General features: G+C 43.8%; 19 protein-coding genes and 1 riboswitch. Of the genes, 4 read left to right on the top strand and 15 right to left on the bottom strand.

All coding sequences use genetic code 11. The annotated features are described in order from the left end of the window. Positions 1 to 31: 31 nt before the first annotated feature. The gene (locus tag DESOR_RS02315; RefSeq protein WP_042330717.1) at positions 32 to 499 is read left to right on the top strand and encodes a Fur family transcriptional regulator; all 468 of its coding nucleotides are present in this window, start codon (positions 32 to 34) and stop codon (positions 497 to 499) included. Positions 500 to 530: 31 nt separating this feature from the next. After that, positions 531 to 731 carry a CooT family nickel-binding protein gene (locus DESOR_RS02310; protein ID WP_014183002.1) on the top strand — a complete coding sequence of 67 codons (201 nt, stop codon included), beginning with the start codon at positions 531 to 533 and terminating at the stop codon, positions 729 to 731. Between the two features lie 103 nt (positions 732 to 834). Here DESOR_RS02310 and DESOR_RS02305 read toward each other — a convergent pair whose 3' ends face one another. Together DESOR_RS02305 and DESOR_RS02300 are read right to left on the bottom strand one after the other, a co-directional pair. Next, the gene (locus tag DESOR_RS02305; RefSeq protein ID WP_014183001.1) at positions 835 to 1647 is read right to left on the bottom strand and encodes a manganese catalase family protein; all 813 of its coding nucleotides are present in this window, start codon (positions 1645 to 1647) and stop codon (positions 835 to 837) included. Positions 1648 to 2357: 710 nt separating this feature from the next. Beyond that, positions 2358 to 2567, bottom strand: a complete 210-nt coding sequence (locus DESOR_RS02300) for a DUF1657 domain-containing protein (protein ID WP_014183000.1) — start codon at positions 2565 to 2567, stop codon at positions 2358 to 2360. Between the two features lie 209 nt (positions 2568 to 2776). Beyond that, a riboswitch (cyclic di-GMP riboswitch) is annotated at positions 2777 to 2891 on the top strand. Between the two features lie 252 nt (positions 2892 to 3143). Between DESOR_RS02300 and nhaB the strand changes: the two genes are divergently transcribed. Next, positions 3144 to 4724, top strand: coding sequence for a sodium/proton antiporter NhaB (gene nhaB / locus DESOR_RS02290; RefSeq protein ID WP_242832441.1), 1581 nt, complete (start codon positions 3144 to 3146; stop codon positions 4722 to 4724). Positions 4725 to 4792: 68 nt separating this feature from the next. Here the strand turns inward: nhaB and DESOR_RS02285 are convergent, their stop codons facing one another. The 7 genes from DESOR_RS02285 to DESOR_RS02255 form a co-directional block, all read right to left on the bottom strand. Continuing rightward, a complete protein-coding gene (locus DESOR_RS02285; RefSeq protein ID WP_014182998.1) occupies positions 4793 to 5083 on the bottom strand; it encodes a CC/Se motif family (seleno)protein in 291 nt (96 codons plus the stop codon). Between the two features lie 67 nt (positions 5084 to 5150). Next, the gene (locus tag DESOR_RS02280; protein ID WP_014182997.1) at positions 5151 to 6590 is read right to left on the bottom strand and encodes a carbon starvation CstA family protein; all 1440 of its coding nucleotides are present in this window, start codon (positions 6588 to 6590) and stop codon (positions 5151 to 5153) included. Between the two features lie 165 nt (positions 6591 to 6755). Further along, on the bottom strand, positions 6756 to 7565 hold the full coding sequence (locus DESOR_RS02275; protein ID WP_014182996.1) for a LytR/AlgR family response regulator transcription factor: 810 nt from the start codon (positions 7563 to 7565) through the stop codon (positions 6756 to 6758). Then, the gene (locus DESOR_RS02270) at positions 7562 to 9319 is read right to left on the bottom strand and encodes a sensor histidine kinase (RefSeq protein WP_014182995.1); all 1758 of its coding nucleotides are present in this window, start codon (positions 9317 to 9319) and stop codon (positions 7562 to 7564) included. Before DESOR_RS02270 ends, DESOR_RS02275 begins: the two co-directional genes overlap by 4 nt. Positions 9320 to 9344: 25 nt before the next feature. Further along, positions 9345 to 10307, bottom strand: coding sequence for an AmmeMemoRadiSam system radical SAM enzyme (amrS, locus tag DESOR_RS02265; protein WP_014182994.1), 963 nt, complete (start codon positions 10305 to 10307; stop codon positions 9345 to 9347). After that, positions 10300 to 11559: an AmmeMemoRadiSam system protein A gene (gene amrA / locus DESOR_RS02260; protein WP_014182993.1), complete on the bottom strand. Its 1260-nt coding sequence runs from the start codon at positions 11557 to 11559 to the stop codon at positions 10300 to 10302. The genes amrS and amrA overlap by 8 nt, the downstream gene beginning before the upstream one ends. 66 nt (positions 11560 to 11625) lie before the next feature. Continuing rightward, positions 11626 to 12990 (bottom strand): amino acid permease, encoded by a 1365-nt coding sequence (locus tag DESOR_RS02255; protein WP_174275437.1) that lies wholly within the window; start codon positions 12988 to 12990, stop codon positions 11626 to 11628. A gap of 237 nt (positions 12991 to 13227) precedes the next feature. Here DESOR_RS02255 and DESOR_RS02250 point away from each other — a divergent pair, with 237 nt between their 5' ends. After that, complete coding sequence (locus DESOR_RS02250; RefSeq protein WP_014182991.1) at positions 13228 to 13608, top strand: RidA family protein; 381 nt, start codon at positions 13228 to 13230, stop codon at positions 13606 to 13608. A 145-nt stretch (positions 13609 to 13753) separates the two neighbouring features. Here the strand turns inward: DESOR_RS02250 and DESOR_RS30505 are convergent, their stop codons facing one another. From DESOR_RS30505 to DESOR_RS02220, 6 genes are all read right to left on the bottom strand, one after another. Continuing rightward, on the bottom strand, positions 13754 to 14563 hold the full coding sequence (locus DESOR_RS30505) for a methyl-accepting chemotaxis protein (RefSeq protein ID WP_014182990.1): 810 nt from the start codon (positions 14561 to 14563) through the stop codon (positions 13754 to 13756). Positions 14564 to 14712: 149 nt separating this feature from the next. Continuing rightward, positions 14713 to 15750, bottom strand: coding sequence for a PTS sugar transporter subunit IIC (locus DESOR_RS02240; protein ID WP_014182989.1), 1038 nt, complete (start codon positions 15748 to 15750; stop codon positions 14713 to 14715). Between the two features lie 95 nt (positions 15751 to 15845). Next, entirely contained in the window at positions 15846 to 16712 is an 867-nt protein-coding gene (locus DESOR_RS02235; RefSeq protein ID WP_014182988.1) for an isocitrate lyase/PEP mutase family protein, read from the bottom strand. Between the two features lie 18 nt (positions 16713 to 16730). Further along, positions 16731 to 18167 carry a glutamate mutase L gene (locus tag DESOR_RS02230; protein WP_014182987.1) on the bottom strand — a complete coding sequence of 479 codons (1437 nt, stop codon included), beginning with the start codon at positions 18165 to 18167 and terminating at the stop codon, positions 16731 to 16733. 34 nt (positions 18168 to 18201) lie between these two features. Further along, positions 18202 to 19341 carry a 2-methylaconitate cis-trans isomerase PrpF family protein gene (locus tag DESOR_RS02225; RefSeq protein WP_014182986.1) on the bottom strand — a complete coding sequence of 380 codons (1140 nt, stop codon included), beginning with the start codon at positions 19339 to 19341 and terminating at the stop codon, positions 18202 to 18204. Position 19342: 1 nt separating this feature from the next. After that, complete coding sequence (locus DESOR_RS02220) at positions 19343 to 21190, bottom strand: cobalamin-dependent protein (protein WP_014182985.1); 1848 nt, start codon at positions 21188 to 21190, stop codon at positions 19343 to 19345. Between the last annotated feature and the right edge of the window lie 7 nt (positions 21191 to 21197).

Below are 21197 nucleotides of genomic sequence, written 5' to 3'. Positions count from 1 at the left end.
TGAACATAATAAAGCAATTGAAGAATAAGGAATGATCTTATTGGACCAAAACTCAAAATATAAAGAATTACTTAATCGGGAAGGCATTAAAAGCACCCGACACAGGAATTCTATTCTTGAACTCCTGGAAGAATCTAAACTCCCTATGACTGCTGAACAACTATTTATAGCTTTAAAAGATAAAACTTCCTCCATAGATTTGTCAACGGTTTATAGAACCCTGGATACCTTCGCCTCTAAAAACTTAGTTATAAAAACAACCAGAAATGATGATGGCAAAGCTCTATATGAACTTAACCACAATGAACATAAACACCATCTCTTATGTGTGAAATGTCATAAGTTAATTTCCATTGAAGACTGCCCTATCGGTGAATTAAAGGAAACTCTCAAAAACAAAATTGATTTTGACATAACCGGTCATAAGTTGGAAATCTATGGCTATTGTCATGACTGTAAAAATCTCAATTATGATTCTAAGAATGACGAAAGGCCATGAAAATTTGTGAGAATAAAAGGAGCTAATAATCATGTGTGAAGCTAACGCCTATCTTAAAGAAGGAGAAAACGAAGTCCTGTTTATGGAATCCGTGGATATCATTGAGCCCTACGAAAATGGCTTGAAGCTCATCGACATCTTTGGAATGCAAAAATTTATCCAAGCCAGAATTAAAGACATGACCCTTCTAAACCACCGAATCGTCTTGGAAAAGACCGATAACCTGCTATAAGATTAACAGAATGACTTATTCACAATATGATTAAAATGACTATAAAGAAATAGAGGCTAAAGCTGTCTTAGCCTCTATTTCTATAAATATGTGAATCCTAGTCTTAATGTTGGTTTGGCGCCGGCGTTGGTTGTGGTTGAGAATACTGTGGATTATTACGAGTATGATCATTATACCCAGGCTGAACTTCTTTGCCTCCAACTGCCTGAGGATCTTTGCCATATTGGGCAGGTCCGCCATACTTCTGTTCAGGATTTTCTTCATAAGAAAACTCATTGCCCTGGTTCCATGGTCCTCGGCTGTCCCCCTGACAGGTGGACATGTTCATATATTTCTTGGAAAAATCTGAGTCTCTGAAGTCTTTATTGACTCCGGTTCCTTGCAGAGTGTTAATAGCTTGCATAAAGGAGAAGTTATGGGATTCCTCACGGCTTAAGAGGAAACGAATCATATCTTTAACGCCGGCATCATCTGTTTGCTGGAGAAGTCGTTCGTAAATCAGTTTAGCGCGCAATTCCGCTCCGGCATTTGATGAAAGATCCGTATAAAGATCCCCTGTTGAATTGACAAAGGCGGATGACCATGGTACTCCCGCAGAGTTAACCAACAGCGGTCCGCCTCCCAGCAGAGCCATATGATTAGCTGCAAAATCTTTAGGTATGTTATCCACATTGCCAATCAACATTGCCAAACACTCGCCCACCATTTCCAAATGGCTTAACTCCTCTGCAGCAATATCCTGCAGTAAATCACGAATTTTTGGGTCATTGCACCCTAAACTCTGAGCGAAATATTGCATGGCCGCTTTAAGCTCACCGTTTCCGCCACCAAATTGTTCAAGAAGTAAAACAGCAAACCGAGGATCAGGTTGATCTACATGTACGGTATACTCCATATCCTTGACATGTTTAAACACTCAGATAACCTCCTTGTAATATGTTTAACGATAAGGCTTGTAATGGCTTGTGGAGCGCATTTCATGGCTTTAAGCCATTAACTATGATGTAACATATTTAACGATAATATACGAGCCTTTAAAATATTACGTTACCCCAAAGTTTTGATATTACGATTATGATTAATGCAGTCTGCTTCAGTTCCAAAATAAATAAGGCCTCAAAAAAAGCAGAACCCCGGCTCAACCACACCGAGGTTCTGCTCAAACAAAAAACCCTGAATTACCTGATCTATTATACTATATGCCCCTTGACCTTGATACTCTTGTTAAACAGTGCCCTAAATGTTCTGGCCTCGGTAGAACAGAGAACCAATCAGGGTACCAACTCTGGGCTTCACACAGTGAACTTAAGGATATCTTTCAAGTTTTGGAAACTAAAAAGAATTTAATTAAAGAAACTCCGAATGAACCCTATGGCGCTTGCGAGAAATGTAATGGTAGAGGTAAATATGATCGGTAACAAAAAAGGAGAGCAACTAAGCTCTCCTCCAATATTTAAATAACCCCAAAATCTGTCGTGAAATTATAGCTCCCATGATATAAGTTTAACCTTTCCGGACAATGTAGCATAAGATATACTGTAACTCCAGTCAATTTCTCACATCATAAGGAGAGCTTTAGGCTCTCCTTTTCTAACCGAAGTCTTTGATCAATGGATAATATGTTTTCTAGCTTATAGGTTTATTCATAGGGTTATTTTCAGTCACATAGTTCAATCGACCTTTAAGTACGGCAACATGACGTTCCATATCACCGGATAAATCCTTGTACATTGCTTTGGCTGTATCGTCTTGAGTTGAGGCTGCAAAAGTTTCGTAAGTTCCAAGAGCCGATTGAGCACTGGCGACTGCTTTTTCTAAGTCTGCTTGAATAGTCAAATTAACCCCTCCTAACTGTTTGAGATTATTATGTACATCATCCCTTTATCTATACAACTTTTTATTTATACGTATTTTATCCCTTACTCGCTCAAGCACCATCGGTAGCTTCTTTAAAGGGGTGATCACAAATTTTTGACCTTGACGATTACAGGTTCATTTGATACAATATATATAATTGTGAACAAGCTAATAACTTAATAGATCCGGTTCGGTTGGAGCAAACTTCGCGAAAGCGTAGGACGCTAAAGTCATGGGTCTAAGGCCCGCCTGAGAGAATATTACTATACTCTTCAGACAGGTTATGATCGCCAGACTACAAGCACAGAACTTCTCAGGGGAGAGCAGTCTTTTTAGGCTACTCTCCTTTTGTTTTAGAGAGGATATCTTAGTGAACAGCCACTCTTTTTGAACGGTTCTTCTCTGAACCAAATCATCCCCCATTATTTAATTATATAAATAAAGGTTAAACTAAGATGGAATAAGGGGTAAGGAGGTAATTGAACATTGACTTAATTGTGGCAGTATTTTTCTTCTGCCCTACGGACTTATTCTTACACCGTGCAGTAGTTGCTCTTGCGGAGCAGATTTAAGCAATATAGAATTTTTCATTTTGGAGGAGTGTTTATGAAACAAACAAGTATCGGACAAGTGAAACAGATGAGCATGGGCGAGGCATTCAGAGCAAATTTTCTGGGTCACGCTCCGAACTGGTACAAAGGAACCATTCTGGCATTTCTGGTCTTAAACCCTATTTTAATGCTGACCCTCGGCAAATATGTTACCGGTTGGGCATTGATTGTTGAATTTATCTTTACCCTGGCCATGGCGCTAAAATGTTATCCCCTCCCTGCCGGCGGACTTCTTGCCATCGAAGCCGTTGTGATCGGGCTTACACACCCCCATTCCGTTTATCACGAAGTTGAACTGAACCTGCCGGTTATTCTGCTTCTTATGTTCATGGTTGCCGGGATTTATTTTATGAAAGAGGGTCTTGTCTACCTGTTTACTAAGATCCTTACCAAGGTACGATCTAAAGTCGCCCTGGCATTTCTGTTTTCAATACTGGGTGCAGCTCTTTCCGCTTTTCTGGATGCCCTAACCGTAACTGCAGTGATTATCGCCGTGGCATATGGGTTCTATAACATCTTCCACAAGTTTGCGTCCAGCGAAAAAGTATACGAAAAGTACGACATCAATCACGACCATATTGTTGATGAGATCTATCAGGAGGACCTGAACCAATTCCGTGGTTTTCTGCGCAATCTTATGATGCATGGTGCCGTAGGTACAGCTCTGGGCGGAGCAACAACACTGGTGGGTGAACCCCAGAACCTGCTGATCGGCTCCATTATGAAGTGGAACTTCGTTGATTTCTTTTTGAACAGCTCACCTGTGTCTATTCCGGTCTTAATCGTTGGTCTTTTGACCGCCGTTACCCTTGAAGTCACCAAGATTTTTGGATACGGCTACAAGCTTCCTGACTCAGTTCGACAGGTGATGGAAGATGACGCCAAAGCCAAAGATGCTGCGCTGGATACTCGCGGACGTGTGCGGCTGATTATTATGGCTGTATGCGGAGTTCTGCTGATTTTCTCCCTGGCGCTGCACCTGGCAGAAGTCGGTATTATTGGTCTGATGATTATCATCCTGCTTACTTCTTTCAACGGAGTTATTGAAGAAGGACGCATCGGTCATGCTTTTGAAGAAGCACTGCCCTTTACTGCGCTGTTAGTGGTCTTTTTCTCCATCGTTGCGGTTATTCATGACCAGCATCTGTTTACGCCGATCATTCACTGGGTACTAAACCTGGAAGGACAAAATCAGCTCGTTGCTTTCTTTGGGGCCAACGGTATCCTTTCGGCAATCAGTGACAACGTATTTGTCGCTACCGTCTATATGACTGAAACACAGAAAGCCTTTGAAGCCGGAGGTATTGCCCTGGAGCAATACAACAGGCTGGCAGTTGCCATCAACATGGGGACAAACATCCCTTCCGTTGCTACTCCAAACGGCCAGGCGGCGTTCCTGTTCCTATTGACTTCGGCACTTGCTCCGCTGATTCGCCTGTCGTACATGGAAATGGTAAAACTGGCCCTGCCCTACACCATCGTTATGTCTGTTACCGGTGTGCTGGCAACAATGTACCTTTTGTAATTCTAAAAGTACCTAGTTTACGTCTAAAAGGTGACTCAAAGCATTCGCATTGAGTCACCTTTTTAGCGTTAATATACCCTCAGAGTCTGCCACTTCAAGATACCTTCTAAAACAACTTCATAGTGTTTATCTTTTTTGATAACATACGGATCATAATAGATCAGGATCTCGTCTTGTTCCTTCACTCCGAAGTACCCTTCTTCTTCAGGTTTTCCGGAATGCGCTCCGATGAAGACGATGTTTGTGCAACATCCGGTTTGGGGAGCTTCATCAAGGGTGAGGATACCACCATGTTCTTTAATATACTCAAGGGCCTGTTCTGATAAATTCACCTGCAGGTCTACTTGGGGTACAACCACCTTATACAATCTCGCCCCTTTCACCTAAAAAATCTTCAGAAACACGCTACAAAATTGGCTTTAATACTTACTTCGCGGAAACAGAAACGGTTTCATCCGTCTTCAGTTTACGCTCTTTAAGAACCTTGTTGGCAAAGAGTATAGTGATTCCGAGGGTAATTAATAGTCCGACTGGATAGGAAATACTGGTGGGGAGACTAAAACCTTCAGGAGCTTGCAAGAGATAGGTGAAGGTAACTGCGGTCATGAAGATAGCAGGAAGAGTTGCAATCCAGTGCAGCCTTTTTTCTTTAACCAGATAAACAGCGGCTGCCCAGAGAAGAATCATAGCCGTTGTTTGGTTCGCCCAGGAGAAATATCTCCAAAGGAAGTTAAAGTCGATTCTGCTTAAGCCATAAGCAACTGCAAAGATAGGAATAGAGATTGCCAGGCGTTTAGACATCGGCTTTTGGCTCATTTTCATAAAGTCAGCGATAACCATTCGAGCTCCTCGGAATGCTGTATCCCCGGAAGTGATAGGCAGAATAATAACTCCAATAATAGCAAGCGTTCCACCGAAAGCCCCTAACATAGTAATTGACACTGTACGGACAACTCCAGCAGGTCCTCCTGCGGCTAAGGCTTCTTGCAATCCGCCCGTTCCGCCGAAGACGGCCATTCCGGCTGCAGCCCAAACTAGAGCAATAGCTGATTCTCCAATCATCATACCGTAAAAGACTTTACGGCCATATTTTTCATTCTCAATAGTACGGGCGATTAGGGGAGACTGGGTAGCATGGAAGCCACTGATGGCGCCGCAGGCGATGGTAATGAAGAGTAAAGGCCACATGGGCAGATTCTTAGGGTGAAGATTACTCAACGTGAGTTCCGGGATATGATAGCCTTTAATGATTAATCCTGCTCCAACTCCTACAGCCATGATGATCAGCAGCAGACCAAAGATTGGGTAAATCTTGCCAATGATTTTATCAATGGGCAAAAGCGTCGCCAAAATATAGTAAATAAAGATTACAGCCGTCACAACTCCTAAACTAATCCAGGAAGGTGTAAGTGTAACAATCAGGTTGGCAGGACCGGCGACAAAAACCGTTCCTACGAGGATCAGCAATACCACAGAAAAAACATTGACAAATTGACGCATTCCCTGACCCAGATACTTGCCGACAATATCCGGAAGCTGAGCCCCGCCATTTCTTACGGAAAGCATGCCGCTAAAATAATCGTGAACTGCACCTGCAAATATTCCTCCGAGAACAATCCACAGGAAAGCAGCCGGACCCCATAAAGCACCGGCGATAGGTCCAAAGATTGGGCCCAATCCCGCAATGTTTAGGAGCTGAACAAGACTCCCTCTGCCGGAACCCATTGGAACATAATCCACTCCATCAGCTTTGCTGTAAGCAGGAGTTTCTTTATTCTCATTGATCCCGAATACTTTTTCGACAAACTTGCCATAGACCATGTAGCCAATAATAAGTGCGACAAAAGAAAGTATAAATGTTATCACAAGAATCCTCCTCTCAGATTTAAAAATTAAGATTATATCACGTCCATTGGACTGCTTTCTTATTTTAAATCATGCTTAAAAGAGGATGTGGAATTCATGTCTAAAATGTCAATATCGTAACCCAAACGGGAGTTTTTTAAGTTCGTTTTGTAATGTAGTATCCAACTAGATTTCCAGCATATCTTTCAAAACTTTAACATAAGCTCGGCTCACAGGAACTTTGGAACGCTTTTCATCATTTAAAATTAAGGTATAGGCTCCGTTAAACCAGGGTACTAATTCTTGGGCAAAATTCAAATTTACCAGATAGCTTCGGTGTGGTCTAAAAAAAGGATAGCTGGCAAGTTTGTCCTCTAATGATTGTAAGGTGCACTTTGTTAAATACTCTTTTTCTGTTGTTTTGATAAAAATATCCCGGTTTTCACGGTAAATATAGAGAATATCCTTGGGATCGATTAAGACAACACTTTCTTCAGCCTGGACCGCTAATTTTGAGATTTTTGCTGTTTGCAGCGGCCCTTTTGTCAGAGATGAACTCTCTGCCGCCATTTTTGTCAGAAGCTCCTTAAGAGAATCATTGAGGGTTTCATTCAGCGGATCGTTATTGGCTTGTTTAACTCGCTGACGAATCCGCTCTACTGTTTTTAAGACACGTTCCTCATCAAAGGGTTTCAAAAGATAATCTACCGCGTTAACTTCAAAGGCTTGAATGGCATGCTTATCATAGGCGGTTGCAAAGACAATCATCAAATTCTGTTCTTCTTCAAGTAATTTTCTAGCTACAGCTAAACCATCGAGAGCAGGCATATGAATATCTAAAAAAGCCACATCTGGTTTGAGCTCTAAAATCTTTTCCAGAGCTTCATTCCCCTGAGTCGCTTCCCCAATAATTTCTATATCGGAACATTGTTCTAAAAGGTAGGTTAACTCATCTCTAGCCAAGGTTTCATCGTCGGCAATAACGGCAGTAATCAAGTTACACTCCCTCCCTGCTTTAGAGGAACTTTAAACCATACACTTGTTCCTTGCTCCAATTGACTATCAATCTGTAGTTGAGCTTCTTCTCCAAAGTGAAAGACAAGACGCTGATTGACATTATACAAGGCCAGGCCTGTCCCTTCCCGAGATTCAATTCGGCTGTGAAGTAATTCAGCAATTCGCTCCGGGGAAATTCCTACTCCATTGTCTTTTACGGAAATGAGAACATGCCCGTTATCTTCTTTGGCTTGAATAAGAATCTCTCCTATTTTTTCAAGCCCTTGCAGACCATGACGTATTCCGTTCTCCACAAGTGGCTGTAGAGTCAGCGGAGGCAAAAGAACATCTTCCAGTTTGGAGTCAATATCAAATTTGACAGTTAAACGTTCATTAAATCGTGCTTGTTCAATATCCAGATAAGCACGGGTATGATCGAGCTCCCGTTTTAAGGTAACAAACTCATGAAGTGAGGCATTAAGATTTTGCCTAAAGAAATTTCCCAGTTGAATAAGCAGCTTTCGAGCCATATTCGGCTGTGTCCGAACAAGGGCGACAATAGTATTTAAGGAATTAAACAGAAAGTGGGGATTAATCTGAGCTTGAAGAGCCTTAATCTCGGCTTCACGAATGAGTTGAGCATGATTCTGGGCATCCACAACCTCCAGCTGATGGGAAAGGAGTTTGCCCAATCCCTGTGCTACTTCTTCATCGACGGGTTTTATCTGTTTGACATTGAGATAATAAAATTTTAATACCCCAACCACTTCATCAGCCTTTTTTAAAGGAACAATGATTGCCACTGCTAAAGGACATCCTTTTTGCGGACAGTGAATTTCCGCCAATGATTTAGGAATATAAAGTTCTCCGGTTCTAAGAACTTTTTTAGTCGCTTCGGTTAAAATGGTGTGACCGGGTAAATGATGATCATCCCCTATCCCTACATGAGATAGGATTTTTTCATGGTCAGTAATAGAAAGCGCCGAAACACCCGTTGTTTTCAAGAGCAGCTTGGAAACCTGGGTTGCGGATTCTTCGCTAAGCCCTCCTCGGAGATAGACCAGCATTTGATCCGCCATATGAAGGACTTTTTGAGCTTGATCAGCTTCGATACGATCCTCTTCATGGATAACCGATCGAATAATCGTAACAAATAGGGCTATTCCAAAGCTGTTAGCCAGGATCATCGGAAGAGCAATGACTTGGACTAAGACAACAGCGCTTTCCCATGGTTTAGCGATAAGAAGAATAATGAGCATTTGTGCCGACTCCGCAATAACTCCCGTCAATAACGCTTTTGAAGTCGAAACGATTCTGCGATTTCCAATTTTAAGGTAGACTAAGCCGGCAATTAATCCCTCTGTTACCGTGGAAATCCCACAGGCCAGGCCTGTAAAGCCGCCAAGGAGTGCTCGGTGAATGCCGGCTATAAGCCCTGCGCAAAGACCAACCCACGGTCCGCCTAAAAGACCACCGATGACAACCCCCACCACCCTTGAGTTAGCAATAGCTTCCTCAAAGCCAATGGTATCCACACGGGGAATCCAGAGAAAGGAATTAGTGCTGGGTCTAATTGAAATCCCGGTATAGGTTCCAATAATTCCAAAGAGCCCAAATACGACAGAAAGCTTGATCATCGTCCACCGGTCAAGTTTATGATCAATGAGGTTGCGAAAGGCCGTCAACCTCGTCAAGATGAAGGCTAATGCTACGATCAGACCAATATGTTCGATCATTAAGAATAAGAGTTGCACAGCAGGAGACTCCTTTACAAAAACATCATATCATGCCAACCCCAAAGATTCCCTTCCCGCATTTTGGACAGCACCCTCCATCCAAACGATTAACAAGAAAAGGTTCCCGTTTGATCACTGTTTCACCACAGCGAGGACAAAAAGTTGTACTCCCGCCTCTTACATTTCCCAAATAGACATAAGGCAGGTACTCTTTAGCAATATCCCAGGCTCGATCTAATGTCTCACGGTCCGTAGCAGGAACTTTGAGCCGATAAGCAGGATGGTAAGCACTTAGATGCCAGGCCAATGGAACATTAAGCTTTGCCAGCCATTGCGCTAATTCTCTCAGCTCACGAGGATGATCATTGGCCCCTTGAATAAGCAGCGTCGTAACCTCCAGATGAACTCGTCCAGCTAAGCGCTCCACATTATCCAAGACCCAAGCTAATTTACTGCCGCAATAATGCTGATAGAAATCTTCCGAGAATGCCTTAATGTCAATATTTGCGGCATCCAGCCACGGAATCAGCTCTTCAAGAAAGTGTGGAGATATCGTTCCATTACTGACCAGGACAACTTTCCCGCCCTGAGCCTTCACAAAAGGAGCTGTATCCCGAATCATTTCAAACCACACGCTGGGCTCTGAATAGGTAAAGCATAAGCCGATGGATCTCTGTTCCCGTACTGAAAGCTCTGCTAATTCTGCCGGAGTGACCTTTCGTCCTGCTTGGTGCTGCTGAGAGACCTCATAATTTTGACAAAAGGAGCAGCTTAAATTGCAGCCAAACCCCCCGACAGAAAAAATCCAAGAACCGGGGTAAAAATGATATAAGGGTTTCTTTTCAATGGGATCTACATTCCAAGCCGCGACTTCCCCATAGGTTCGGGAAATAATTTCCCCCTCACGGTTTTCTCGAGCATGACACCGCCCTGACTGCCCAGGCCGTAATTGACAGTGCTGGGGACAGAGCAAGCAACTTGCTGTATAAGTTTTTTCGTTACTCATAATGGCGCGTTACCTCAAATCTCCAGAGTTCCACGGGGTCGTCGGAATAAATTCCTGCTTTTTGCTTGGCAATACTGATTTGCTCCGCGACGGTATCGACCCCTTCCAGATGGGGCAAAAGCAGTCCGCTTCTGCCCTGCCGGCGAACGACAACGCCATACCTCCATGGATCCAGTTCTTCGGGACCGGCTATTTTTTCAAGTTCACCCAGGACATCCACTGTAATAGTTAAGTTATCCGCTTCTTCTAATTGAACGGGCGGAAACCTGGGATCCTGGGTCCCGGCAGCAATGGCATTGTGCTGAATTTCTAAGGCCAGATTTTCCTGCCAAGCTTCCGTCGTCCCAATGCATCCCCGTAATTGCCCTTCCTTTTTTAAGGTTACAAAGCATCCCCTGTGCTGAGCGAACTCTCCATCTTCTGCCTGAGAACGATCCGGCTCTTTCTTCTCCAAATAAGCTTTCAAACACCGGCGCGCCCATTGCGGCAAGGGAGAACTATGATAAAGATCAGCTACCATATACCCTACGCCAAATGGCCCTTCGTAGGAAAGAACTTCAGGTGCCCCCTCCTTGGCAGCCAGGGCCAAGCGAAGACTGCGGTATCCGCATTCTCCTGCTTTTTCAATAAGTTCATAGGGTAAATCCGCTATTTTTCTTGTATCTCTTTGGAGAGTTTTGACAATGAATTCATCAAATTTTGGCCCTGCAGAATTGAAGCCGTAAGGTCCATCTTCTTTCAAGCGATGAGAAAGATCACCGCTTGCAACCAGTCCATAACGTCCTGGCAAACTGTCCAGAATCTGGCCTAACCTTTTCCCATACTTCTCCGGTTGTTCTAACGGCATCCCCAAAAGAACAAGTTTTCCCTGCCAACCTTCCTTTTGCAAAAAATAAAGAGGTATCATAGCGCCATGATCGATAGGAGCCTGTATAGGAATTGCCCCGGTAAGCCGTTCTTTTAATTGTGCAATAATCTCCGTATCACTGGAGAAGGCAAAACTGACTTGAGGAGCACCGAACTGAGAGAAATCTCCCCGCATGGTACCTCCGCTTACCAATGTTATTCCCGTCTTGGAAAGAGGGGCATGGGGGGAAACTACAATCACTGTTTCAACCTTTGCCTGAACCAGCCGCCGGGAGATCTCTTGATAAGCGTCTAAACTGGCTTGGCATTTATACTCCTCTCCTCGGCCAATTTTTGAAATAAAAAGAGGCGGATGGGGAACGAAAACAGAGTAAATTAAACCCATATTAACACCTTCTTTTGATTAATTCACCTCATAGTTTGTTCTTGTTTAAATTACAAATTTCCTGCCCTATTTCCCTTTAACAACCTTGGAAGGTCCTCGTAATTTATAACCAATATATAAAATAAGAATCCAAACCGGACCGATATAAAGTGAGTAAACCATATCTGGGATATACGCCATTAGTATAATAACAACCCCTAAAAATGCTAAGGTGACATAATTGGAAATAGGGCAGAATGGCAGCTTAAAGGAAAGTTTCTCCCCTTCTTTGGCAGCGACCTTACTCTGCCTAAACTTTAACTGAGTTATTAAAATCATAATCCAATTCAAAATGGCGGCCATCGTGGCTACCGACATCAGATACATAAAAACCTTCCCTGGAACAAGAAAATTGAGGATCACTGCAATTAAGGTGAGTCCTGAAGAAAATGCCACACCATAAACCGGCGCCCCTGCTTTGCTCAGGGTGGCAAATAGTTTAGGAGCACTGCCATGAAGGGCTAAGTTGTGGATCATGCGGCCATTACTGTACAATCCACTATTATAAGTCGAAAGAGCGGCCGTTAAAACCACCACGTTTAGAATTCCTGCAGCCGCAGGTATTCCAATAGCTGAAAAAATTTCGACAAAAGGGCTGCCTGTCGTTCCAACGAGATTCCATGGATAAATAATAGTTAATATTAATAGGGCTCCGACATAAAACAACAGAATCCGCCAGACAACTTGGTTAATAGCCTTAGGAATGGATTCCTTAGGCTGGTCTGCCTCTCCCGCTGTAATTCCAATAAGCTCAACCCCGCCAAAGGAAAACATCACAATGACTAAGGATAACAATAATCCCCATAACCCGTGGGGCAAAAAACCTCCATGAGCCCATAAATTGCTTAAGCCAATGGCTTCTCCGCTATTGCCAAAGCCGAAAAAGATGATTAGAAGTCCAAATAGGATCATGGCCACAATGGCAGCTACTTTTATTAAGGAAAACCAAAATTCAAACTCACCGAAAGCTTTAACATTAATGAGGTTGACTACTGTAATCAAAATTAAGCATATCAAAGCTGAGATCCAAGTGGGTACCTTTGGAAACCAATAATTGATATAGACTCCAACCACAGAAAGCTCTGCCATACTGACAACAACATAACAGAACCAATAGTTCCAGCCGGAGAAAAAGCCTGCAAAGTCTCCCCAATAACGATAAGCATAGTGGCTAAAAGCACCGGAGACCGGTTCATCAACAGACATCTCGCCAAGAGCCCTCATGATAAAGAAAACAGCAACCCCCCCAATAAGATAGGATAAGGTGATTCCTGGTCCAACTAATTGTATTGAGGTTCCTGAGCCATAGAATAATCCTGTACCAATAGCTCCTCCTAAGGCAATCATTTGTATATGTCGATTTTTCAATGACCTTTTTAAATCATCCGGCATTTGCTGGTTACTCAATGTCCTTCTCCTTCTCTTGTGTTCTTACATTAGAGTTCTCATTTTACTCCATAATTATTGATAAAAACATATTATTAGGGAAAACTATGTTCGTTGCTTAAATTCCAATTTCTTACTTGGTTTATTGGTTTAAACTCAGCTATACTTAATAAGTCATGGCATATAAAATAATGCTTCAAATAGCCATCATTGCCTGACTAATTCAAGGAGGTAGATTTCATCATGAATAAACAAACCCTTAATACCCAAAATGCTCCTGCAGCCATCGGCCCTTATTCTCAAGGAGTCAAGGTAGGTAATCTTATTTTTACATCAGGCCAGCTTCCCATTAATACTCAAAGCGGAGAGTTAGTAGCTGACATTGAAGGAGCAACTAAACAATCTTTAGATAATGTTAAAGCTATATTAGAAGCTTCCGGTTCTTCCATGGACAAAGTCGTAAAAACTGTCGTTTTCCTGAGAGATATGAATGACTTCGCAGCTATGAATGCTGTCTATGCTACTTATTTCCCCAATAATCCACCCGCCCGTTCGGCTGTTCAAGTCGCCCGGCTGCCTAAAGATGCCATCGTAGAAATTGAAGCCATCGCTCTCGCCGAATAATTGGTCAACTGTAAGCCATACCGCCTCTCCAGGCGATGAGTAGTAAAAAATAATAGGCTCCCCTATGGCAGAAAGGTTAATTACCTTAACCTTTCTGCCATAGGGGAGCCTTTCATATTGCTGTCAGTTTCTTTCAACCCTCCGGTTACCTGCGTGTCCCTATGTTTACCAGTTTTTCAGCCAAAACAGCTATCTGTCCAAGAGCGGATGACAGCTCCGCTGCCGCTGCCGCTTGAGACTCTGTTACCATACCCAATTGTTCAATTCCTTCGATCAGTTTAAGGACAGAACTATGAACATTGTTTAGGTCTGTCTCAATTTCCGCTGTCGAATTTCTGGTAAATTCAGAGAGTTTTCGAACCTCATCTGCTACAACCGAAAAACCCCGCCCATATTCACCGGCTCTGGCAGCTTCTATAGAAGCATTTAGGCCAAGAATATTAGTTCGCATAGAAATCTTATGGATCTCATCTTTAACATTGCCCGTATGCTCAATCTCGTTAAAAACCCGGCTCGTCTCACTTTCCATGTTTTTAACGGTAGCTGCCAGTTCCTCCGAAGAAGCGGACAAGTTTTCAGCAGAAGCGGATATTTGTTCTACTGAAGCTAAGATATCCTGACCGACATCTGCCAAGGTATCATACTTAGCAACCGAAATATCAATCATGGCGCAGCCCACGACAATACCGTTTTCTTTGATGGGATAACCTATCCCCACATAGGGGATTCCCAACACCTCTTTAGGCACACGCCTTATAACACGCTTTCCAGTGCGAACAGCTTCTTCAGATATGCCCCCTTTAGGCAAGGGATCACCCGCTTCAATTTTCATGTTCAGATTTGGGCTGGGATACCAGGCCAATACTTTTTCTGTATCTAGAATACATACCGCTACTTCCTCATCATAGAGTTCCTGCAAGTCTTTGGCAACTTCCAAAAAAGCCTCGAGTTTCACCTAATTCACCTCCTCATTTTCTACTAATTAGGATCTAATATGTAACGTTACATAAATTGTTTTTGAGGGTAAACACCCTCAAAAACAATTTAATCAGCATTAGAACACTTCCCGAAATAGGTATAAATAATACCTCAGCCAGCATTAAACTAAACGTCTAATTTCATATCGCCAAACTTAATCCAACCTTTTTTGCGCATAAACTCCGAAATAGCCAAAGTAAGAATTGCCGGAAGAATGAAGTGCAGCAAACCAATTTTAATTAAAACACCAGAACTCATACCCATCGCTGAAATCGTCCCAAACTGTCCTACTAATCCGGCAGTACCCATGCCGGCACCGGCAGGAATGTTGGACATCGGCAATATTGTCGTTGCTAAAGGACCTAAGATGGCACTGGCTAAAGTGGCAGGTATCCAGATTAACGGATTTCTGACAATGTTAGGCACTTGAAGCATGGATGTTCCCAGTCCTTGGGAGACTAAACCACCCCAGCCGTTTTCCCGGTAGCTGGCTACAGCAAAGCCGACCATTTGGGTAGCACAGCCTACCGTTGCGGCCCCTGCAGCCGGACCTCCGAGGACAAGCATCATCGCTAAAGCAGCACTGCTAATCGGCAAGGTCAAAATCATACCCATAAGTACTGAAACCAAAATTCCCATGGGAATGGGAGCGAGTTCTGTCGCCATCATAATGACAGCTCCCAGCCACTTCATAAATTCTGCTAAAGGCGGTCCAATAAAGGTCCCCGCAGCCACACCCAACAAAATGGTAACAGCCGGAGTTACAATAATATCCACCTTTGTCTCTTTGGAAACCAATTTCCCGAATTCAGCCCCGATAACGGCTGCCACAAAGGAACCGACCGGTCCTCCAACTGCAGCACCTGCCATACCGGTTATCGTAGACGAGAATAAGACAAGGGGAGGAGCTCCTAAACCAAAGGCAACAGCCACACCAATGGCCGGCCCCATCATCGCCATAGCCTGTTTGCCAAATTCAACGAGTAATGGTATTCCCAGCTGCTCTCCAATCACCTTAAGAATAAGTCCTACAATAAGACTTGAGAACAGACCTAAGGCCATGGCCCCTAAGGCATCCACTCCATACCTTTTCACCGAAAAAATGATGTTTTTGCGTTTTAAAAAACTAAGCTGTTCTTGTTGATCCACCTGTTTTTCCGTCATGTTTCTACCTCCTAATTCATTTACTCGCAAGTGCTTTTTACTATATTAATGGCTTGCTAAGCCAGTAAAGTGGGAGATAAGATCCGGACTTCCCGTTAACCAATGACAAATTTATTTTCTAACATACGAATTTCCGGCAAACCAATTAAATCATTGAAATCTGTAAATGAAATCATTTCCGGTAATAAGTTTTTAGTGGTGCCGGACTTCATGAGTTCTGCCATCAAATTTTTCATAGCCTGAGCGACCATGTAGGTAGAAGCCGTTGGGAAGATGACCATATCATACCCTAATTCTTCCAGTTCCGGTGCTGCTAATAGAGGAGTCCGCCCGCCTTCGACCATATTTGCCAAAACCGGAACCTTAAAGCTGGATGTGATAATCTTCATCTCCTCAACAGATTCTGGCGATTCAACAAAAATGACATCCGCCCCTGCTTCCTCATAAGCTTTGGCACGCTGAACAGCCTCGTCAATTCCATGAATGGTTCGTGCATCTGTTCGGGCGATAATCACAAAATCAGGATCTTTTCTTGCTTCAACGGCTGCCTTAATCTTACCCACCATTTCTTCAGTGGGAATGACCTGACGCCCTGTCATATGGCCGCACTTCTTAGGGGCCAGTTGATCTTCTAATTGTATAGCGGCTACCCCAACCATTTCATATTGGCGAACGGTTCTCATAACATTAATAGCATTTCCAAATCCCGTGTCACCATCTGCAATTACCGGAACATCCACGGCACCGGCAAAATTATTGGCTCGCTCCAGCATCTCACTCATGGTCATTAAGCCCACATCTGCTGTACCCAAATGACTGGCCGCCTGCCCATATCCTGTCATATAAACAGCCTGAAAACCCGCCTTTTCAATGATCTTAGCCGTTAAAACATCGTGGGCTCCGGGGGCAATTAGGATTTCCTTATCCGCCAATAATCTTCTCAACACTTTACCTTTATTCATGATGATTTGCTCCTTAATTTAAACTTCATTGTTTAAAATGTTATTTTCCGCTAATGCCAATGCTTCATTAGGATATTCTTCCGCCATCGCTCCTATGGTATAGAGCTGATAATTATGGTCCACCTCAAACATAGGGTTTTCCGGCAATAAGGAAATTCCTCGATCAGCGAAGGATTTTCTTAGTATTTCCATGGACTCCTTATATGTCGAATGTGCGAAAATACCCCCCACGGCTATGACCCTCTGAATTTTACGTAAATCCCGACCCACAGGTGTCCCTGGCACAATACCGAGAATAGGGTCAAAACTTTGAGCAAAATACCCTGCATGTCTCTTAAGAGCAACTTCAATAGCACTAATAGATAAGGCCTTATCAAAGTTTAGCTCTTTTTCATGGCGGCTGATGTGTCCTGGGTTTTTCTCCAGATACTGTGTATAAGCTTGGATTTCCTTGACTAAGTCCTCCCCTTCCAAACCAATTTTGGCCAAAACTCCCCTTGCTCCAACGGTTTCGATAATGCCCGTTGCACTTACTCTTAATCCCAGATTACCTTCCACCGTTCTGTAAGATAACTGCTTCTCATTGGAAACAACTAAACCCGTTTCCTCTTTGCTCAGATTGACTAAATCAGCTAAAACAGAATGGACATCCGTAGTTGCTCCGCCAATATCAATGACCAGAATATTTCCATGACCTTCTTTTTCATGGGTACCCAGTGCTAAAAGCTCTGCTCCCATCAGTACTGCACCTGGAGTCGGAATAACTCGTCCGGTAGAAACTATTTCCAGTAAACGTCCTAAACCTTTCGCCCTGGTAATTTGCCTAATAAATTCCTGATGAATCGCTTCCCGAGCAGGCTTAACCTTTAACTCATGGATCGTTGGCATAACATTAGGCACTCGAATCGTGAGTATTTCGCCTGTTTTCAAAATCTCTTCTGCTTTTGGCTGAGCTTCGGTATTACCGGCAATGATGACCACGCTAGGCACTTTACTCCTCACGATTACTTCAGCGTTCTCCAGCAAAGAATCCTGATCCCCTCCATCGGTCCCACCTGCCAAAAGAATAATATCGGGCTTAATTTCCTGCAAAACCTCGATTCGAAAATCAACAGGAGTCTCATGAGAAATAATTTCCAATACCCTAGCACCCGCGCTCATTGCCACTTCTTTGGCAGCTTTAGCAGTAACTCTGGGCATATACCCCATCCCAACCATCCGCAGACCTCCTGCGGCAGAACTGGTTGCCAAGGTGTGCGAGGAAACCACCGCATCCCATTGAAGATCCCTCGCTAAATTATGACAAGCATGGATAAGTCCTACTTCAATGTTTTCCACAGTGGTGGGAGCTTGGGAACGTCCGACAAACATTAAGCTGCTCCCCTGACGATTGAAGGCTGAAACCTTGGTATAAGTGCTTCCCACATCGTAGACTAAAAGATCAACCTGGGACATTCTCCCTCACTTCCTTTGCAACGCTTTCTCTAAGCTATAATGCAATATAAACATAGCCGTCCATAATGCGGCGTGAAGTACGGCCAAAGGCCGCTCTTTCCAGCTTAATTTCATTTCCGTCTTCTTTAGCTTCTACCTCGATTTCTATAACGCCCGCCGGATGACCGATTCTAACCAATGAAGATTGAGAACGGGTCACAAGGTTTACGATGGAACCAGGAATTTTTGCTGCTGCTCCTGTACAAGTTGTCCCTGTACCGGCATAAGTTTTGTGCATCACTTGCATAAACATGAGTCTGGATACAACGTCCACCTGATCAGCTCTTATGGTGTTACCCGTGGTAAAGTCAACATAATCTTGAGGTTCACTGACAAAAGCAATCATTGGAAAAGCCGGACTGTTCTTTAAGGCATCAGCTTCGTGTCTAGCCATACCGATCATCGTTGCCGCTTTGCCCCGGATTTTTTCTAATAGATCAAGCATTTCCTGATTGGCATTAATTTGAGCCGGAGTTTCGATCCCAGAAAGACCTAAATCCTTGGCTCTTACAAAAACCATCGGATTGGCAACATCAATAATGGAGGCTTGCAAGGTTCCAAAACCTTCAATGTTCAGAACATCCACCGCCTGCCCGGTGGGCAGCATTTTATCCGTGACTGCACCAGCTGTGCCGGCAAAGTCCATCATTATTTTTGCGCCAGTGCCTGGAACTCCTGCAATTTTGTAATCACCCTTCACTTTAGCTTTACCATCTTGCACCGGAACCTCAGCGACCAAAATTTTACCTGTATTGGTATTGTGGATACGAACCTTAGTGACGGGCTCGACCGCTCTTACTAATCCTTCGTCTATGGCGAAGGGGCCCACACCTGAGGATATATTTCCGCAGTTTCCCGAATAGTCAACAAATCCTGTGCCTATACTCACTTGACCAAAGGTATAATCAACATCAGCATCCGGTCGTGTAGAGGGGCCAATAACAGCCACTTTACTTGTGAGAGGATCTGCTCCGCCCAACCCGTCAATTTGCCTTACGTCCGGGCTGCCGAAGATGGCTAGAATTTCTTGATCTCTTCTCTTTATATCTAAAGATAAATCGTTTTCCATAAGGAAAATTCCTTTACTCGTACCGGCCCGTAAAATCGCACAGCGTATTCTGCGTTGCTCTGCCATACTATTGCCCTCTCTCCTTCATTTTTTCTTCTACCCATTTAAGGACGTCTTGAGGATCAGTGCCAGGCCCAAAGAAACCCTCAACACCTAAGAAATCAGTTCCTTCAGTTTTGATTTTTTCTTCGATCTGTGCGTGTTCCTCTTCCTTCTCAGCAATCCGTCCTCCGGCCATCAGCACAACATTCTCTCGGATGCCCAGTTCTTTAAGACGCCTCTCTACACGGGGGAATAAGGTTAGGCCTAAACCTAAAAGATTGCTGACTCCAACCACATCAGCTTTAGTTTCCGCAGCAACTTCAGCCACGGTTTCAGGCAAATTCATTCCCCGCAGATAAATCACTTCATAACCGGCTTGCTCAAAAGCCTCGCGAATAACATTAATTCCTACTACATGGGCGTCCGCGCCAACCGTTGCTAAAAGTACCTTTTCCTTTTTAGTAATAGGTTTCTCAGCTTCCACAGTAACCTTTTCAGTGGTAAAGGACATTTTATCCGCCGGGACATCAGCGGGACCATAACCCGGAATATAGCGGCGAATCCCGTCTTTGCCGCGATGGGTTTTTACCCCCCGTTTCAGATCCCAGGCAGCCGCTCTGGGAGCATCAAGGATACCTTTCTTACCAGCAGCAACGATGATATCGATAAGTTCTTCGTCCCCATAGTTCAGCCAGAAATCCGGTCCGATTTCTTCCGGGCTTAACTCTCGGGATAATCCAAAAGTACTTGCCAAAACAGCCAAAGCCTCTGTAACAATCTCAGTTTGCCGGCGCTCAATAGCTGGGTCCTCAATATTAAAGGTAGCAGTATTTTCAAAAACATTTTGAGTAGCCCAAATTGCTTTAGCCATGGATGCTCCTGTAGGGATCCCCACGTTTTCAGCAGCCTTTGGCCTGTAGAAGTTTGCTCCGCCTAATTTAGCACTAATGGCCATCCGGGCAAAATGTGCCTGCTCGGCAATCAGATCAGCGGGAGGATTTTGGAAGGTCTCCGGGACAGCGATCAGGAACTCACTCCACATAAGCTGCCTAAAGGCCCGCATCACAGCCAAGTCGGCCAGTAAATTAATTCCGGAAACATTCATTTGAATCCCGCTGAGTGTCCTGGGTAATCCGGCCTGAACCGCTAATCCTTCAGCTAATAGACACATCGCCAAAGCCATCCCATCAGTTCCGCCAATATTATTAAGATGTTTATGAGAATCTGTCTGCACAAAAATATTATTTTCCGCACATATTTGCAGTGCTTTATAGCCGTTAAAAACCTTCGTTTTATAATCATGAATACCCCGCCCACCGAAATGAACGTGAATGACCGGCCCGATATCCGTACCATCAAAACCGGCAATTAGGGAGTTAATAATCGATAAATGGGGGGTATCTCCAGTAGCATTAATTCGCAGAGGATGCTTTTCTCCACCGCCCAGTTCTACAAATTGCCGCTCCCCGGCCGGGGTTATGCCTCCCTTGCCCCGGGACTGTTCAATCAGGTCCGCCCCATCTAAAGGATCGATATGCCGTGTGGCTTCAGAATGAACAAATTGAAAAATGTCTATCTTCAGTTCCTCAGCCACTTTATACATAGCATTGGATTCCTGAAAAGTTTCTTCAGCGGAATTGCGGCCCAATATGGGGTTTTGAACGGGAATTCCCGTCTGAGCAGCACGTCGTCCCAATTCTGTAATCCGGTAACCACTGCGTTCAACTCCATTCACCAAGCGGGGAAAAGGAGCCGGTAAGCCAGTGACTGAACCATCCGAACCCATTTTGGGCATTTCCACGCCAAAAACCTTTTCGTAAGCCTGAACCCGTTCATAATCTTCTTTAATGATCTTCTTTGTTTTTTCCTGCATTGAGTTC

This window comes from Desulfosporosinus orientis DSM 765 (genome assembly GCF_000235605.1).
In the GTDB taxonomy this organism is placed as follows: Bacteria; Bacillota; Desulfitobacteriia; order Desulfitobacteriales; family Desulfitobacteriaceae; genus Desulfosporosinus; species Desulfosporosinus orientis.
The sequence above is the reverse complement of the archived record's forward strand: the minus strand, read 5'-3'. Positions and strand labels throughout refer to the sequence as shown.

Excerpts from the sequence above, each read along its gene's own strand:
- DESOR_RS02310 (WP_014183002.1), top strand. The coding sequence starts at position 531 with ATGTGTGAAGCTAACGCCTATCTTAAAGAAGGAGAAAACGAAGTCCTG.
- DESOR_RS02240 (WP_014182989.1), bottom strand. The coding sequence starts at position 15,750 with ATGACGGAAAAACAGGTGGATCAACAAGAACAGCTTAGTTTTTTAAAA.
- amrS (WP_014182994.1), bottom strand. The coding sequence starts at position 10,307 with ATGAGTAACGAAAAAACTTATACAGCAAGTTGCTTGCTCTGTCCCCAG.
- DESOR_RS02235 (WP_014182988.1), bottom strand. The coding sequence starts at position 16,712 with ATGAATAAAGGTAAAGTGTTGAGAAGATTATTGGCGGATAAGGAAATC.
- DESOR_RS02315 (WP_042330717.1), top strand. The coding sequence starts at position 32 with ATGATCTTATTGGACCAAAACTCAAAATATAAAGAATTACTTAATCGG.
- DESOR_RS02255 (WP_174275437.1), bottom strand. The coding sequence starts at position 12,990 with ATGCCGGATGATTTAAAAAGGTCATTGAAAAATCGACATATACAAATG.
- DESOR_RS02250 (WP_014182991.1), top strand. The coding sequence starts at position 13,228 with ATGAATAAACAAACCCTTAATACCCAAAATGCTCCTGCAGCCATCGGC.
- DESOR_RS02220 (WP_014182985.1), bottom strand. The coding sequence starts at position 21,190 with ATGCAGGAAAAAACAAAGAAGATCATTAAAGAAGATTATGAACGGGTT.
- amrA (WP_014182993.1), bottom strand. The coding sequence starts at position 11,559 with ATGGGTTTAATTTACTCTGTTTTCGTTCCCCATCCGCCTCTTTTTATT.
- DESOR_RS02230 (WP_014182987.1), bottom strand. The coding sequence starts at position 18,167 with ATGTCCCAGGTTGATCTTTTAGTCTACGATGTGGGAAGCACTTATACC.
- DESOR_RS02225 (WP_014182986.1), bottom strand. The coding sequence starts at position 19,341 with ATGGCAGAGCAACGCAGAATACGCTGTGCGATTTTACGGGCCGGTACG.